Origin of the sequence: Marinobacter sp. UBA3607, from assembly GCF_002375525.1 — a bacterium.
Classification (GTDB): domain Bacteria; phylum Pseudomonadota; class Gammaproteobacteria; order Pseudomonadales; family Oleiphilaceae; genus Marinobacter; species Marinobacter vinifirmus.
In genome coordinates this window covers 98,245-113,929 of the sequence record NZ_DFLY01000025.1, presented here as the reverse complement: position 1 = coordinate 113,929, position 15,685 = coordinate 98,245, and the positions used below count along the sequence as shown (strand labels likewise).

Below are 15,685 nucleotides of genomic sequence, written 5' to 3'. Positions count from 1 at the left end.
GGTAAAGACAACACCATGAACCAGTTCGGTTAATCGACCGGTCCATGATGTTCCGGTGAGGGCGCAGCCCTCACCGACCACAGAAAACCCCGCATGGCTTGCGCCCTGCGGGGTTTTTGTTTTTTGACACCGGCGTTTCGGGCTATGTGACTGATTTCTGGTGCCAAGAGACTTTCTGCAGTGGTACAGAGGCGACAGGCTGTTTCAGCACTGCAACAGGTTGGAGGTCGGCTGGAAATCCGGGGATTGTACTGAGTGCCGAAAGTGGCTTTTTATTCAGTATGTTATGGGGCTTGACCTGGAGTTGGCACGGTAATCGCTCTTACCGTTGTACGGATCTGGACCTTGGCTTACCCGACTACCTGAGGGACTGGGGCGGATCCCGTTAAGCCAATCCCATCAAAAGGACATGACATCATGAAAACTAAAAAAACTCTGCTGGCAGCTGCTATCGCTCTGGGCCTGGGTCTTTCCGCAGGCGCATACGCCGACCTCGGTGGTGATGGTAGCCCGAACGTGAATGCTGATGAGGGATCCGGAAACACCAATTCCGGTAACGACAACTCAGCCACCAATACAACCACAACCACTGACAACACCGATAATTCAGACAACAGCAGCAGTCTGAATGATGCCTTCAAGATTTCCGACGCGGGTAACAACATGTCGGACAACTCGGATAACTCCGATAACAGCGACAATAGCGACAACAGCTCCAGTGTTGCTGACTCGTTCAAGATTGCCGATACCGGCAACAACATGTCGGATAATTCCGATAACAGTGATAACTCCGATAATTCGGACAACTCGGATAACTCCGACAACAGTTCCAGTGTCTCCGATTCGTTCAAGATCGCGGACACCGGCAACAATATGTCAGACAACTCCGATAATTCTGACAACTCCGATAATTCAGACAATTCTGATAACTCAGATAACTCTGACAACTCGGACAACTCCGATAGTTCCGACAACAGCACCAGCGTGAACGATTCGTTCAAGATCGCCAGTGACAGTTCGGACAACTCCACCACCAACACTGACTCCAACAACAGCGACAGCAGTGACAACTCTGACAACAGCACCACTACGCTGAACCTGTCGATGGAAGTGTTCATGAACGACGCCGAGCTGAGTGGTTCGGTCACCGGCAGCAACGTCACCTATGGCGATGCCAATGGTGGTGGCTCCTACGTTGACACCCGGACCTCCAACGAGATCTCCGGTGGATCTGCCAACTTCACCGGTGTGGGCGCCATTGCCCAGAACGCCGGCGTTGGCAGTGTGACCCAGGCCAACGTGAGCGTGATGTCTAACCTGAGCGCAGGTGGCAACTAAGGCCATGTGGGCTGCCCCTTGCGGGCAGCCCATACATGACAGGAGATGTGTCATGGCCAGAATGATCAAAAGGGTACTGGTGCTTGTGCTGGCAGGATTGCCGTCACTGGCCGTTGCCCAGGACTGGGCAGGCTTTGAACCCATGGATTCGGGACAGCTCGAAGCGGCCAGCGGCCGGCAGGGCATCCCCATCCAGTGGCAGCTGAACGAGACTGAGCAGAATGCCATGGTCAGCGACAACGTATTGTCGGGAAATATTCTGACCGGTGATAACCGGATTTCTGACCAGGCGTTCCAGAACATGAGCGGTGTGGCCACGGTTATCCAGAACACCGGTAACCAGGTGGTGATCCAGGACAGCACCCAGATCAACATTCTTCTTAACCAGTAATCCGGAGGTGGGCTATGGCGATTCAGGCAAAGGTGCTGGCTGGTGCCTTGGGCTGTGCGCTCTGGTCCACCGTTTTTGCCGGTACGATTCTGGTACCGGGAACCGGTGGTGATATTCCCGTATCGGTCAGCAGTTTTCAGGACCGGCGTTTTACGGACGTGATGCGGCAGCAATACGATTTCAGTTGTGGCTCGGCAGCGCTGGCGTCTTTACTGTCGTTCCACTACGACCGCCCGGTTACCGAGCAGGAAGTGTTTGCCGATATGCTGGCCCTGGCGGATCAGGACAAGGTGCGTCAGCAAGGCTTTTCGATGCTGGATATGAAGCGTTACCTGGAGGCTGAGGGTTATCAGGCGGATGGGTTCAGAATGCCGCTGGCGGGTATCCGCGACCAGGTGCGGGTTCCGGTGATTGCGTTGGTAACCCTGGGCGGCTACCGGCATTTCGTGGTGATCAAGGGCATCAGTGATACAGAGGTGTTGGTGGGCGATCCGGCCCGGGGCCTGAAAGCTTACAGCGTGGCGGAGTTCGAACAACACTGGGATGGCTCGGCGTTTGTAATCCGCAGCCACCTGGATCAGGGACGTGCGGGCTTCCTGGCAAAAAATGACTGGCCGGGGCTGGCCCGGGCGCCGTTGTTCAAGGGGCTGGGAAGCCCGGCTTTGGGCCATACCCTGCCGTACTGGCCCAGCACACAGGATTGGTGAGGCTATGAAACGCAAAGCGTGCTTTCTGGTTGCCTTCTTGATACTTACCGGCACAGCAGGGGCGGAGCTGAAGCTGCCCGTACAAGCCCTGCCGGATGCCGAACTGGCGATGCTGCGTGGCGGTTTCGTGCTGGATGGCCTGGAGATTGCCATCGGCCTGGAACAGCTGGTGGCTGTGAACGGTGAAACCCTGGTGGTGAACCGGCTGAATATTCCGGACCTGAACCAGGCCATGAGCAGCGACCGGTTAACCCAACAGATGCAACAGATGGAAACTGTTATGAACGTTCAGGCCGCCGGTGCTGCCGGGATGTCGCTGACTTCTGCCCCGGTGGGTAATGGCGGCTGGATGACGGTGCTGCAGAACAGCCTGGACAGCACCACCATCCAGCACATCCGCACCCTCAATATCGAGCTGAACAATCTGGGCGGGGCTTACCGGTTCCCGAGGGATTCCGGCTTGCCACTGTTGCCCTGAGTCTGCCTTACAGGTTGATCGGCAGTTTCAGGGTGATTTCACTGTTCGGCGCGCTGTCTGTTACCCCCACCGCGACGGTCAGGCTCAGGGTTGTGGAGTCTGATACCCGGTGGGACAGTCCGAAGGCCAGTGAGCCCACCTGGATGCGGTCAAAGTTGGCGGCAAACAGGTCGTTGCCGAACTCCAGGGTGGTCTTGCGGATCACTGAGTGGTCATAGCCCAGGCTGAACGAGGTGCGTTCGTTGAACGCGAAGCCCATGCCGAAACCGAAGCGCACCACATCGCCGGGGTCGACCGTGCCGCCGTTCTCGAAGCCCTGGTCTTCCTCGATGGTCCACACGTAGCTCAGATTGCCGAACAGCACGGCAGGGTCTGACGGGTAGATGAAGGATATTCCGGGTTCTACGGACCAGAAGCCGGAGCCGGTTGGGCGCTCAGCCAGTTCGAAACCAATCGGGTTGCCTTTGTTGTCGGTGAGGACTTTCTGCTCGACATCATAAGGGCCGTCTCCGGTTGGGGCCTTGGCCCGGAAGGTGCCGATCAGGTAGGGCCAGCCATCCAGGCCATCGTTCAGCTGGTAACGCAGGGAAAGCTCGACATCTCCAAGTCCGTCACCGGAGGATTCGCGGACAAAATCGACCGGTGTTCCGTCGAAAACCTCCCGCTCCCGCAAGTCTTCGTTGATGCTCAGGTATGGCACCCGAAAACCTGCCTCGAACCGGCTGGTAAAACCGTACTTCAGGGAGACCGCTCCCACGAAGATATCCCGCTGCACTTCCGAGATGTTGATCAGACCGATCAACAAGGCGGGAATCACGGTATAGCCTTCAATGGCGACCCGGGTTGCGTTGCTGTGGGCGTGGGAAAATGACGGCTCGATGGTAAACCGCCCCGGCCGGGTGACAATGCCCCGGTCTGCGGTGATTGAGGCGATATCCGTGGCCGCATCCTGGGCCCGGGCATCCGCCTCGGCTTTAACGGTTGTTCCAACCGGTTGCTGCGGGCTCGTTCGGCTGCTGATTCCACCGGAGGTAAATTCCGGCGTTGGTGGTTCTGCGTGAGCCAGGGGTATCAGAGCAGTGGCGAGTGCGAGGGCGGATAGTTTTGTGTTCATGATCCTTCTCCGTTACCCCGGTCAGGGTTTTGGTGGGAGTTGTGGTTGGACAGATGCTGAAGTTGGTGTTTCTCCAGCAGTCGGTACAGGGACACCCGTGAAATCTTCAGCAGCCGGGCAGCCGCCGAGATGTTCTGGTGCGTCAGGGAAAGACTGGTGCTGATGGCTTCCTGGTCGGCCTTGGCGCGGTAGGCCTCCAGCGAGAGCCGGTCGGGATGGCTGGTCAACGGTGCGCCCAGCAGGCCCAGGTCTTCGGGCTCCAAACGCAGGCTCTTTGCCAGTAACATCGCCTGGCTAAGGCGGTTCTGAAGTTCTCGCAGGTTTCCAGGCCAGCTGTGCCGAGCCATGGCAATCAGCGTGGCATTGCCGATCCGGTAGTTTTTCCCGCCCCCGGTTTCCAGTATTCGGTCCACCAGGTAGGGCAGGTCTTCCAGCCGTTGCCGTAAAGGTGGCAGGGTGACGGTCAGGTTGCCCAGCCGGTAGAACACGTCTTCCCGGAACTGGTGTTGCCGGACCAGCTGGTCAAGCGGCGTATTGCAGATGGCAATAACCCGTGTGTCAACGGTGATCACCCGGTTAGAACCTACGGGTTCAATCTGGCCTTCCTGGAGAAAACGGAGAATGGCGGACTGCTGTTCCGGGGTCAGTTCGTCGGCACCGGCCAGTACCAGGGTGCCACCATCGGCGGCTTCAATCCGGCCTTTGCGGGCCTTTAGGGCGTGGGTGAAAGCGCCACGCTCATGGCCGAACAGTTCACTCTGGGTCAGCGACGGCGGGAGTGCCGCGCAGTTAACCTTGACCAGCGGCTGGTGCTGGCGGTCTGAATGCCGGTGAACAAATTCCGCTGCGGCTTCTTTGCCGGTTCCGCTTTCGCCGTAGATCAGCACCGGCTCACCGGTGGCGGCAAACCGGCGCAGCAGGCTTCGTGTGCGCCGGATGGTTTCAGACGGGCCTTCCAGCACAACGTCCTGGTAGCCGAGGTGTCCGGCGCTGTTGTCGGCCTGGTTCAGCCTGCTCATACCCCACATATGGCCCAGGCTGTTGTTCAGGCGCGGCCAGTCGGCGGGCAGGGTGTGGTAGTCCTGGCAATAATCCCTGATCAGCCGCTGTATCTCGGGTTGCTCCTTCTGGGAGGGCTGAACCAGCGCCAGCCAGCAGCGTACCGGCAACAGCTCCAGCCAGTGCCGCACACCCTCTGCCTGTTCCGGTGACAGCCCGGCCAGGTTACATACGCCGACAGGCTTGCCAACCCACCCGGGGTGCAGGGCAACCGGTGGGCTGGCGGCGTTCACAAAGGTGACCTGCCAGTGTTTTTCGACAGGCAGGCCGGTTGTATCCTGACGGGAATCCGCTGACAGCCAGACAAGCGGTCGCTTCTGCTCCATGGTCTTTGCTCCGGCAAAGTGGCTGAACAATCGACGGCTTTTATGATCAGGGGATCTTTCGGGAACTGCTGCGGGAACTGCTATAGTCGTCCACGGCCCTGTGGCCTGCCCGGGTTCAGGGCGGCTGAATCCTCGAGCAGGTTACAAGCAGGTTTCGAACCAGTTCTGGAACCTTCCCGTGTTTCAGAGGCTTGCCGGTATGGCCCCTTAACCTGCCCGTCCGGTTTGTAAATATTGTCGACACGGACATCGAAGTGGAGCAGTGATTTGATGTTGTCTGACCAATGGATTGTGTTTCTGGTGCTCGGCATCACCCTCGGGCTGTTTGTCTGGAACCGGCTGCGCTTTGATGTGGTGTCCATGCTGGCCTTGCTGGCAGTGGCTATGGCCGGGCTGGTGCCGTCTGACCAGTTGTTCGCAGGCTTCGGTCACCCGGCGGTGATTACCGTGGCGGCGGTGCTGGTTATCAGTCAGGGGCTGGTCAACGGCGGGGTGGTCGATGCCGTGGCACGGTTGCTCGGCAAGGTAGGCCGTAACGCCGTGTTGCAGGTAATTACCCTGACGTTGGTGGTGGCCCTGTGCTCTGCGTTTATCAACAACGTAGGGGCCCTTGCGCTGTTGATGCCGGTGGCTATCTGGATGTCCCGTAAATCCGGCCGGTCGCCCTCCTTGCTGCTTATGCCCCTGGCGTTCGGCTCACTGCTGGGTGGCACCATCACCCTGATCGGTACACCGCCGAACATCATCATTGCCAGCTACCGGGAGGCAGGTTCGTTCGGCCTGGTGGATTTCGCCCCGGTGGGCCTGGCCATCACTGTGGCCGGTATCCTGTTTATCGGGCTGATAGGCTGGCGCCTGACGCCGAAGCGGGACGATCCTGCTGCCGGCGACAAGCTGTTCAGTGTGGGGGACTACGTGACCGAACTGCGGGTGCCTGAGGGTTCCGACTATGCCGGTAGTACCTTGCACAACCTGCTGACAGCCGGAGAGGGCGACAAGAGTGTGGTGGTGCTGGCCCTGATCCGGGGTGACCAAACCTCTCCGGCACCGTCCACCTACAGCGTGTTGCGGGAAGGGGATCTGCTGCTGGTTGAGGCGGATACGGAAAGCCTGCAGGAGTTTGTGGATTTCACCGGGCTCGCCCTCGCCAATGTGGTCGGGGAAGAGGAAAGCGACGATTCGGAGGAACAGGCCGGGGAAGACCCTGGCAAGGCGAGACCTGCCGGCGAGTCCGCGGAAACGCAGATTGCTACCGGTGACGTTCGCCTGACCGAGGCCATTATCACGCCTTCGTCGCAGCTGGTGGGCCGCACCACCAACCGGCTGAACCTGCGGGAGCGGTACGGTTTGAACGTGGTGGCGGTTGCCCGGCAGGGCCATCGCCTGAAAAAGCGCCTGGCCGATATCCGTTTTCGTTCCGGGGACATCCTGCTGGTTCAGGGCTACCAAGACACCCTGATGGGCACCCTGCAGCAGCTGGGTTGCCTGCCACTGGCGGAAAGGGAGTTGAGTCTGGGGCGGCAGAGCAATCTCTGGCTGGCTGGCGGGCTGTTCCTGGCAGCGATTGCCGTCATCCTGTCCGGCTGGCTGACACCACCGGTGGCCCTGGTGGCCTGTGCCGTGGCCATGGTGCTTACCCGCTTGCTGGACACCTCAGAAGCCTACCGGGCCATCGACTGGTCGGTGATTGTGTTGCTGGCGGCAATGATCCCGGTGGGGCAGGCCCTGGAAAGCACCGGAGGTGCCGCGCTCATTGCCGGCCAGATCCTGGATGTGGCCGCCGGGCAGGCACCCTGGGTGGCACTCACGATTATCCTGGTGGGTTCCATGCTGCTGTCTAACGTGGTTAACAATGCGGCGGCGGCAGTGTTGGTGGCACCCATTGCCCTCGGTATCTCGGCCCAGCTTGGTTTGTCGCCGGATGCTGCCCTGATGGCGGTTGCGGTGGGTACTTCCTGTGCCTTCCTGACGCCTATCGGGCATCAGTCCAATGCCCTGGTCATGGAGCCGGGTGGTTACCGTTTCGGGGATTACTGGCGGCTGGGTTTGCCACTCTCTGCGGTGGTGACGGCCACCGCAGTGCCGATGATTCTGTGGGTGTGGAACTGATCAGTCCTGTAACAGGCCTTTGAAGAAGGTATCCACCAGCGCCGGAGCGATTTCGGCCAGGCGCCAGCGCTCCGGTGTTGCCAGCCAGTCAAAGAACAGGCCCAGCATCTGGGTGTGGAGCAGGTAGGCCGCCTGCTCCGGGGTGAGGCCCGGGCGCAGTTGTTTGCGGATTTCCGGGATACTGAAAATGCTGCTGACAAAGGCCAGGCCTTCATCCGCCAGTTCCCGGTGCTTGTTCAGGGCCTGGTCGGATTCATTCCGGTGGAACAGAATGTAATACACCCGGAAGTACCGGGCATCTTCCGCCAGTTTGCGCAGGGCCACGACACACAGTTCTTTCAGGTTCTCCAGGCTGTGCCCGCCCCGGCTGGCATCGTCTATCATTTCACCCAGTGGTGCCCGTACCCGCTCCAGCATGGCATGAAGGATGTCCTGCTTGTTACGGAAGTGCCAGTAAACGGCGCCCCGGGTAACGCCGGCTGCCCGGGCGATTTCTTCCAGTGAGGCGCGGGCTACGCCCTTGTCCATGAACACCTGCTCGGCGCAGTCCATGATGGCTTCCCGGGTGGCTTCCGCTTCTGCTTTTGTTTTTCGTGCCATGGTTCTCGTGTGGTGGTCTGTGTGTTTGGCAAAGGAGTATAAACGAGAACAGTTTACATACATACACGAATGAATGTATGTTATTGCGCTCTTAATTTTTCCGATCCGGTGTTCAGGAGAACGCACATGCCCTTCGAAAGCTCTCATCGACCGTTGGCCCGTAACGGGCTGATCCTTGCAGGTTTGTCTGCCCTGTTAGTGCTGGCGGGCTGCAGTAACGACGATCAGCCGGCACAGCAGGGTGGGGGCGGCATGCCACCGGCAGCCGTGGTGGTGGAAACCGCTGAACTGACAGGCGCCAGTGTGCGCCAGGACTACGCTGGCCGTGCCCGTGGTGCCCGGGAAGTGGAAGTGCGCGCCCGGATCAGCGGTATTCTGGAGCAGCGCCTTTACGACGAAGGGCAGATGGTGAGTGAGGGCGATGCCCTGTTCCGGATTGATCGCAAGCCGGCCGAGGCGGCGCTTCAGCGTGCCCGAGCCCAGCGCCAGGTAGCGGAAGCCAACCTGCGCCAGGCCGAGCGGGAGTGGAACCGGATTTCCTCGCTTTATGAGCGCAATGCGGTCAGTGAGCGTGACCGTGACTCGGCGCAGTCTGCCCTGGAACTGGCCCAGGCCAATATGGCCGTGGCGAATGCCGGCATGACCCAGGCCGAGCTGGACGTGGGCTATACCGAGGTGACCGCACCGATCAGCGGGGTTACCAGCCTGGAAGACTTCCCGGAAGGCAGCCTGATTGATACCGGCACCCTGCTGACCACCATCGTGCAGCTGGACCCGATTCATGTGCGCTTCGCGCTGCCGGAAAATGACGCCACCATCCGCCGGGTTGCCCGTGAAGGCATGGCCAGTGCCGGAGAAGAGCAGAACGTGAACGCCCGCCTGGTGCTGTCGGACGGCAGCGAATACCCGCTGGATGGCCGCATCGACTTCACCGCCTCGACCCTCGACCCGCGCACGGGTTCAGTGTCGGCCCGGGCCGTGTTCCCGAACCCGGAGCAGATGGTTGTGCCTGGCCAGTTTGTCCGGGTAAGGGTGGAGTTGCAGTCGTTTGACGACATCATCACCGTGCCGGAAAAAGCGGTTGCCCAGGGCCCGCAAGGCCCGGTGGTGTATGTAGTAGACGACGAAGGCAAGGCCCGCGCAAAGGCGGTTGAGCTTGGCCCGGTATCCCAGGGCCGGCAGATTCTGCTTGAAGGACTGGAAGCCGGTGACCGCTTTATTGTCAGTGGGCTGACCAACCTCCGTGACGGCGCACCGGTGAATGTGACCAATGCCGAAGACGGGGAGGGGACTGACTGATGCTACGCACCTTCATAGACCGCCCGATTTTCGCGACGGTCGTCTCCATTATTATTACCCTGGGTGGTGCCCTGGCACTGCTTGGCCTGCCGGTGGAACAGTACCCCAACGTGGTGCCACCCCAGGTGGTGGTCGACGGCCGCTTCCCCGGCGCCAGTGCCGATGTTATCGCCGATTCCGTGGTGGCCCCACTGGAGCAGGAGATCAACGGCGTAGACGACATGATCTACCTGGAATCCAGCGCCACCGACTCCGGCAGCTTCCGGGTAACCGTGTCGTTTGAAATCGGCACCGATCCGGACCAGGCCACCATCAACGTCAACAACCGGGTGCAGCAGGCATTGGCACGGCTGCCCCAGTCGGTGCGGGACCAGGGCCTGAAGGTGGAAGCCCGCTCTACCTCCATCCTGCAGGTGATCACCCTGTCGTCTCCGGACAACTCCATGGATGTGGTGGAAATCTCCAACTATGCCCTGCTGAACGTGCTGGACGAGCTGGTGCGCCTGCCGGGTATTGGTGATGCCTCGTTGTTCGGTGCCCAGGACTATTCCATGCGGATCTGGCTGCGGCCCGACAAGCTGGCCCAGTACGAACTGACCCCCGGTGATGTGGCCAACTCCCTGCGTGGCCAGAACGCCCAGTTTGCCGCCGGCCGTATCGGTGCCGAACCGGCCCCGGAAGGCCAGGCCTTCACCTTCAGTGTGTCTGCGCCCGGCCGGCTGGCCAGCCCGGAAGAATTCGGCGAAGTGATCCTGCGCAGTGACGAGCAGGGTGCCTCCCTGCGCCTGAAGGATGTTGCCCGCATTGAGCTGGGAGCCCAGAACTACGACTTTGCGGCGGTCTACAACGGTGGCGCTACCGTACCCATGGGGGTTTACCTGCAGCCCGGTGCCAACGCCCTGGATGCCGCCGAGGCGGTCGACGAAGCGATGAAGGAAATCGCTGACCGTTTCCCGGCGGGGCTGGAATACAACGTTCCCTACGACACCACCCGCTTTATCGACATTTCCATCCAGGAAGTGATCAATACCTTCATTGTGGCGGTGTTGCTGGTGGTACTGGTCACCTTCCTGTTCCTGCAGCATATCAACGCGACCCTGATCCCGCTGATTGCGATTCCGGTCTCGCTTGTCGGAACCTTTGCGGGCATGCAGGCGCTGGGCTTCTCGGTCAACCTGCTGACCCTGTTCGGGTTGATACTGGCCATCGGGGTGGTGGTGGATAACGCCATCATCATCATGGAAAACGCCGAGCGCCTGATGAAGGAAGAGGGCATGTCGGCCTACAACGCCGCCGTGGCTACCATCGGCCAGGTTTCCGGGGCGGTGGTGTCGTCTACCCTGGTGCTGGTGGCGGTCTTCGCGCCGGTGGCCTTCCTGGGTGGCCTGAGTGGCGAGCTGTACCGGCAGTTTGCGATAACGATTGCGGTGTCGGTGGTGATCTCGGGGATCGTGGCGCTGACCCTGACTCCGGCCATGTGTGCCCTGTTACTGGGCCATGAGGGCAAGCAGCTGACGGTGTTCCGCTGGTTTGATGCCGGCTTCGACAAGCTCACCGCCGGCTTCTCTGCCGTGGTGGACTGGCTGTTAAGGCACGCGGTTGTCGGCGTACTGCTGTTTGCCGCCATGCTGGGCGGTACGGTCTTCCTGATGAAGGCGATGCCCTCCGGGCTGGTGCCCCAGGAAGACCAGGGCTTTGTGCTGACCGCCTATTCATTGCCGCCCACGTCCTCCCTGAGCCGGACCGAGCAGACCCGGGACGAGCTGGTGCAGAAGATGATAGCCATGCCGGAAGTGAAAGACGTGGTCGCCTTCGCCGGTTTTGACATCATCTCCAGCGCCCTGCGCACCAACAGCGGTGTGGCGTTTGTGACCCTGGAAGACTGGGCTGAACGGGAAGGCGAAGGCCAGGCGGCGGCGGACATTGCCAAGAAGGTGATGGGCATCGGCTTCGGCATGCCGGAAGCTTTCGTGATTGCCTTTACCCCGCCACCCATTCAGGGCTTGTCTACCACCGGTGGTGTGGAAGGTTACATCCAGGCCCGCGGTGGCCGTACCCCGGCTGAAATCAAGGCCATGGCCGACGGCTTCACCCAGGCCGCCAATGCCCGGCCGGAGCTGACCAACGTGCGGGTCACCCTGGACACGGGTATTCCGAAGTACCGAGCCAACGTCGACCGGGAAAAAGCCCAGGCCGCCGGCGTGCCCATCGACCAGATCTTCACCACCATGCAGAGCACCTTCGGTGGCCTGTACGTGAACGACTTCACCCTGCAGGGCCGCAACTGGCAGGTTAACCTGCAGTCCGAAGGTGAGTTCCGGAGCCACCCGGATGATCTGCGCAAGGTGTTCGTGCGCTCCAACTATGGCGAGATGATTCCGCTGAGTTCGCTGGTGGAGTTGGAACGCACCAGTGGCCCGGATATCCTCAACCGGTTCAACGTGTACCCGGCGGCCAAGTTGCTGGCAGACCCGACCCCGGGCCACACCACCGGTGAAGCGCTGACGGCATTGCAGGAAGTGGCGGCGGAGCAATTTGACCGCAACACCCTGCTGGGCTGGACCGGCGAGGCCTACCAGCTGCAGGATTCTGCCGATTCCGGCACCCTGGCCTTCGGCATGGGCTTGTTGCTGGTGTTCCTGATCCTGGCGGCCCAGTACGAGCGCTGGGGCCTGCCGGTGGCGGTGGCCACCGCTGTTCCCTTTGGTGTGTTCGGGGCAGCCCTGGCGTCGTTGTGGCGCGGTTTCCCGAACGATATCTACTTCCAGGTGGGCCTGCTGGTATTGATTGGCTTGGCGGCCAAGAACGCGATCCTGATCGTGGAGTTCGCAGCCCAGAACCGCAAAGCCGGCATGAGCTCGTTTGAGGCAGCCAGCGCGGCAGCCCGTCAGCGTTTCCGGGCGATCATGATGACGGCGCTGACGTTCATCGTGGGCTCCCTGCCGCTGGCGTTCAGCTCCGGTGCGGGTGCGGTTTCCCGCCAGGAAATCGGTACGGTAGTGGTCGGCGGCATGCTGGCGGCCAGTACCCTGGCGCTGTTCTTCGTGCCCTTGTTCTACAAGCTTATCGAGGATCTGGCGGACTGGCGGAGGAATCGCAAGAAGGCCGCCTGAGGTGGCCTGATTTCCGTCACCTATCGTAATGATAGCTACTGAACCGCCGTGGGTTTCTGCCCTCGGCGGTTTTTTCTTTGGTACTCTTCACTGGAGTATGAAGCCGCGTCGGGAAGGCGTGTCCAAAAACCGCTCCTTGCGGCACATCCCTGTGGCGCTTCTGCTCCGCCATCCATGGCTCCGCACATTTTTGGACACGCCTTCCCGACACGTCTTCCCATACCTTGGGAATAACACTAGAGAGCGTGGCACTAATGGTGGTTGACGACATGAAATCTCAGCTTCTGGCTGAACTTGAGCTGGCTCGCAGCCGGACAGAACAGCTGATTGTTACTTTGCCCGAAGAGAAACTGGATGTTCCGTATCACCCGGGCGTGAATCCACCGCTCTGGGAAATGGGCCACTCAGCGTTCTTCTACGAGGTCTTTGTCTTTAACCTGCTGGACGGTACGCCCAGCTATGATCCTTCCATGGATGACCTGTGGGACTCTTTCCATGTCGATCACAAGGATCGTTGGAATCGGGAGCTGTTTCCGGGCCGGGAAGAAACTCTCAAGTATTTCAACACCATCTACGACCGGGTTGCCGAACGCATCAAGGGTCGGGAACTGACCGATAAAGAGCTGTATCTCTACCGCTACGCCATTTATCACCAGAACATGCACATCGAGTCGCTGATCTGGTGCCGGCAGACGGTGGGTTATCCGGCGCCGGTGGATTACAAGGGCGATCGGCCGGCTCCGGGCGAGCCGGTGAGCGGTGATGCGCAGATTCCGGCCGGGCGTTGGGTGATCGGGATGCCGGGTGAGTCTGAACGGTATGCGACCGAAGACTTTGCGTTTGATGCTGAAAAGCCACGTTTTGAGGTGGAGCTGCCGGCGTTTGCGATCAGTCGTACCCTGGTGAGTAACCGGGAGTTTCAGGCGTTTGTTGAGGACGATGGCTACAAGCGCCCGGAGCTTTGGTCGTTCGGGGGCCGGAAGTGGCTGGAGACTGAAGTGGATGTGGCGCTGGTGCATAGGGTTGCGGAGCCCCGGATGACGGTGCCACGGCATCCGCTGTATTGGCGCTGGCATGAAGGGCACTGGCAGGAGCGGGTGTTTGACCAGTGGCTGCCGCTGGAGCCGGGTGCGCCGGTTACCCATGTGACGTATTGGGAAGCGGAGGCGTTCTGCACATGGGCCGGGCGGCGGTTGCCGACGGAGTATGAGTGGGAGGTGGCGGCGTTGGGTAACAAGCCCGGTGAGCCTTTCCGTCGGTATCCCTGGGGCAATGAGGTGCCAGGTATATTGCGGGCGGATATGGATGGCCGGTCCATGGCCCGTAATCCGGTGTCGGATTATCCGTCAGGGGACAGTCCGTTTGGCTGCCGGCAGATGATCGGCTCGGTCTGGGAGTGGACCAGCAACGAGTTTCTGCCTTATGACGGCTTCAAGGTGGATATGTATCCATTCATGTCGACCCTGCAGTTTGCCACTCACAAGGTGACCAAGGGGGGTAGCTGTGCCACGTCATCCAACCTGGTTCGTGGCACTTACCGGCAGGCGTACCTGCCGTTCCGCGGTGATGTTTATACCGGGTTCCGCACCTGCGCGGTCTGAAGCCCTGATTTGTCCATGAGGTGGCTGGCGAGGGCTACGCCGGTCTCGCTCATGGTGAGGTAGGCTTCGTCTGCGCCGGCGATGCGGATTTTCTCGGCTTCGTCGGCGTACATGGTGTGGGCCACGATATAGCCTTCAAAACCGAGCTTGCGCAGCATCCGGGCGGCGATGAGCTTGCCTTCAATATCATTCATCGCCAGCACCACCGACTGCAGCGCAGGCATATGCAGGCCCTGCCAGAAGGTGTTGTCTTCGGCATCGGCAAAGACCACGTTCCGGCCTTCCTGCTGGTGCTTTTCCATTTTCGCCGGGTCGGAGTCCAGGCCCATGATTTTGGGTTCGTGGGGTTGAAGCCAGTCGTACGTGGCGGTGCCGGTGCGGCCCATACCCATCACCAGTACGCGGGTATCGCCCAGGGAAATCGGCTGTTCGTCCGGGTGTCGTTTCTTGCTCTCGAAGCGGACGATGCGTGGTGCCAGCTTTTCGAACAGGCTGTGGGCAAACCGGTTCAGGGGTGCGGAGATCACGAAGGACAGCGACACGGTAATGGCCAGCGGAATCAGCCATTCAGGCAGGGCGATGCTGGCGACAATCAGGCCGAATTCGCTGTAGTTGGTCAGCGACAGGGAGGTCAGGAAACTGCTGCGGGCACGCAGGCGGAAGCCCAGCAGCAGGAAATAGAACAGTATGCCTTTGAGCGGCAGCAACAGGGCAGCTACTACGGCAAAGATCAGGGCCTGCTGGTCGGGCAGGCCGCCAATACCGATCTGCAGGAAGAAACCCACCAGGAAGATTTCCTTCACGCTCCACAGGGACTTGGCCAGTTCCTGGGAGCGGGGGTGGTTGGCCAGCATGGCACCGAACACCAGGGCGCCCAGTTCCGAACTCAGGCCCACCGCCTCGAAACCCAGGCCACCGACCACCAGGGCCAGCAGTAATCCCAGCAGCACCAGCAGTTCGTCATGGCCGCTGGCATCCAGCAGTTTGTAGAGCAGGGGCCGTAGCAGGGGCAGGCCAAAGACAATCAGCGCCCACTCGGAAGGGGTTTTGCCGGCGGCCAGGCTCATCACCACCAGGGCGATCAGGTCCTGCATGATCAATATGCCGATGGCTACCCTACCGTGGAACGCCCGCAGTTCCCGCTTGCTTTCGAGTACTTTGGCCGCCAGCACGGTGCTGGAAAAGGACAGGGCAATGGCCAGCATCAGGGCGGTGGTCCAGCCCAGGTCAAACAGCAGGTACAGGCCGGGGGCAAACACCACGCAGGTGATAGCAAAGTGCAGCAGGCTGCCGCCGATCACTTCAGGGCTGATGATGGAGCGCAGCTTGAGTTTCAGGCCAACGGTAAACAACAGCAGCAGAACACCCAGGTGGGCGATGTGAGCCAACACATCGGTGGGCTCAGCGGTAATGCTGGTGTTGGCGGCCAGGCCGCTGAGCACAAAGCCCGCGGCCAGGTAACCGACGAGTGGCGGCAGGCCGATGCCTTTAACAAGCAGGCCGATAACAAAGGCGAAACTGATCCAGATGGCTTCAGGCATGGCGCGTTC

Annotated in this window: 12 protein-coding genes; 8 read left to right on the top strand and 4 right to left on the bottom strand. The window is 60.5% G+C overall.

The genetic code is table 11. The features are described from left to right. The first annotated feature begins 417 nt into the window (after positions 1–417). From B2589_RS09855 to B2589_RS09840, 4 genes are read left to right on the top strand one after another with little or no spacing between them, the layout of a single operon-like run. A complete protein-coding gene (locus tag B2589_RS09855) occupies positions 418–1,338 on the top strand; it encodes a hypothetical protein (RefSeq protein ID WP_286816459.1) in 921 nt (306 codons plus the stop codon). A 52-nt stretch (positions 1,339–1,390) separates the two neighbouring features. Next, entirely contained in the window at positions 1,391–1,729 is a 339-nt protein-coding gene (locus tag B2589_RS09850) for a hypothetical protein (protein WP_199458185.1), read from the top strand. A 14-nt stretch (positions 1,730–1,743) separates the two neighbouring features. Further along, positions 1,744–2,436, top strand: a complete 693-nt coding sequence (locus B2589_RS09845) for a C39 family peptidase (protein ID WP_199458184.1) — start codon at positions 1,744–1,746, stop codon at positions 2,434–2,436. Positions 2,437–2,440: 4 nt separating this feature from the next. Beyond that, positions 2,441–2,914, top strand: coding sequence for a hypothetical protein (locus B2589_RS09840; protein WP_286816458.1), 474 nt, complete (start codon positions 2,441–2,443; stop codon positions 2,912–2,914). A gap of 7 nt (positions 2,915–2,921) precedes the next feature. Here the strand turns inward: B2589_RS09840 and B2589_RS09835 are convergent, their stop codons facing one another. Then, complete coding sequence (locus tag B2589_RS09835; protein ID WP_286816457.1) at positions 2,922–4,028, bottom strand: transporter; 1,107 nt, start codon at positions 4,026–4,028, stop codon at positions 2,922–2,924. Further along, positions 4,025–5,413, bottom strand: a complete 1,389-nt coding sequence (locus tag B2589_RS09830) for a sigma-54-dependent transcriptional regulator (RefSeq protein WP_286816456.1) — start codon at positions 5,411–5,413, stop codon at positions 4,025–4,027. Before B2589_RS09830 ends, B2589_RS09835 begins: the two co-directional genes overlap by 4 nt. A 270-nt stretch (positions 5,414–5,683) precedes the next feature. Between B2589_RS09830 and B2589_RS09825 the strand changes: the two genes are divergently transcribed. After that, positions 5,684–7,522, top strand: a complete 1,839-nt coding sequence (locus B2589_RS09825) for an SLC13 family permease (protein ID WP_286816455.1) — start codon at positions 5,684–5,686, stop codon at positions 7,520–7,522. On the opposite strand, the gene B2589_RS09820 is transcribed toward B2589_RS09825, so the two are convergent. After that, the gene (locus tag B2589_RS09820) at positions 7,523–8,122 is read right to left on the bottom strand and encodes a TetR family transcriptional regulator (protein WP_058341886.1); all 600 of its coding nucleotides are present in this window, start codon (positions 8,120–8,122) and stop codon (positions 7,523–7,525) included. A gap of 126 nt (positions 8,123–8,248) precedes the next feature. On the opposite strand from B2589_RS09820, the gene B2589_RS09815 reads away from it, so the two are divergent. The 3 genes from B2589_RS09815 to senA all read left to right on the top strand — a co-directional run bounded on the left by B2589_RS09815 (position 8,249) and on the right by senA (position 14,135). Continuing rightward, positions 8,249–9,421: an efflux RND transporter periplasmic adaptor subunit gene (locus B2589_RS09815; protein WP_286816454.1), complete on the top strand. Its 1,173-nt coding sequence runs from the start codon at positions 8,249–8,251 to the stop codon at positions 9,419–9,421. Further along, positions 9,421–12,534, top strand: a complete 3,114-nt coding sequence (locus B2589_RS09810) for an efflux RND transporter permease subunit (protein WP_286816453.1) — start codon at positions 9,421–9,423, stop codon at positions 12,532–12,534. Before B2589_RS09815 ends, B2589_RS09810 begins: the two co-directional genes overlap by 1 nt. A 269-nt stretch (positions 12,535–12,803) precedes the next feature. Next, complete coding sequence (gene senA / locus B2589_RS09805; protein ID WP_286816452.1) at positions 12,804–14,135, top strand: selenoneine synthase SenA; 1,332 nt, start codon at positions 12,804–12,806, stop codon at positions 14,133–14,135. On the opposite strand, the gene B2589_RS09800 is transcribed toward senA, so the two are convergent. Beyond that, on the bottom strand, positions 14,105–15,676 hold the full coding sequence (locus B2589_RS09800) for a cation:proton antiporter family protein (protein ID WP_232901245.1): 1,572 nt from the start codon (positions 15,674–15,676) through the stop codon (positions 14,105–14,107). The two genes, senA and B2589_RS09800, sit on opposite strands and share 31 nt — an antisense overlap. Positions 15,677–15,685 lie beyond the last annotated feature (9 nt).

Coding starts and splice junctions, on each gene's coding strand:
- B2589_RS09855 (WP_286816459.1), top strand. CDS start 418: ATGAAAACTAAAAAAACTCTGCTGGCAGCTGCTATCGCTCTGGGCCTG.
- B2589_RS09850 (WP_199458185.1), top strand. CDS start 1,391: ATGGCCAGAATGATCAAAAGGGTACTGGTGCTTGTGCTGGCAGGATTG.
- B2589_RS09845 (WP_199458184.1), top strand. CDS start 1,744: ATGGCGATTCAGGCAAAGGTGCTGGCTGGTGCCTTGGGCTGTGCGCTC.
- B2589_RS09840 (WP_286816458.1), top strand. CDS start 2,441: ATGAAACGCAAAGCGTGCTTTCTGGTTGCCTTCTTGATACTTACCGGC.
- B2589_RS09835 (WP_286816457.1), bottom strand. CDS start 4,028: ATGAACACAAAACTATCCGCCCTCGCACTCGCCACTGCTCTGATACCC.
- B2589_RS09830 (WP_286816456.1), bottom strand. CDS start 5,413: ATGGAGCAGAAGCGACCGCTTGTCTGGCTGTCAGCGGATTCCCGTCAG.
- B2589_RS09825 (WP_286816455.1), top strand. CDS start 5,684: ATGTTGTCTGACCAATGGATTGTGTTTCTGGTGCTCGGCATCACCCTC.
- B2589_RS09820 (WP_058341886.1), bottom strand. CDS start 8,122: ATGGCACGAAAAACAAAAGCAGAAGCGGAAGCCACCCGGGAAGCCATC.
- B2589_RS09815 (WP_286816454.1), top strand. CDS start 8,249: ATGCCCTTCGAAAGCTCTCATCGACCGTTGGCCCGTAACGGGCTGATC.
- B2589_RS09810 (WP_286816453.1), top strand. CDS start 9,421: ATGCTACGCACCTTCATAGACCGCCCGATTTTCGCGACGGTCGTCTCC.
- senA (WP_286816452.1), top strand. CDS start 12,804: ATGAAATCTCAGCTTCTGGCTGAACTTGAGCTGGCTCGCAGCCGGACA.
- B2589_RS09800 (WP_232901245.1), bottom strand. CDS start 15,676: ATGCCTGAAGCCATCTGGATCAGTTTCGCCTTTGTTATCGGCCTGCTT.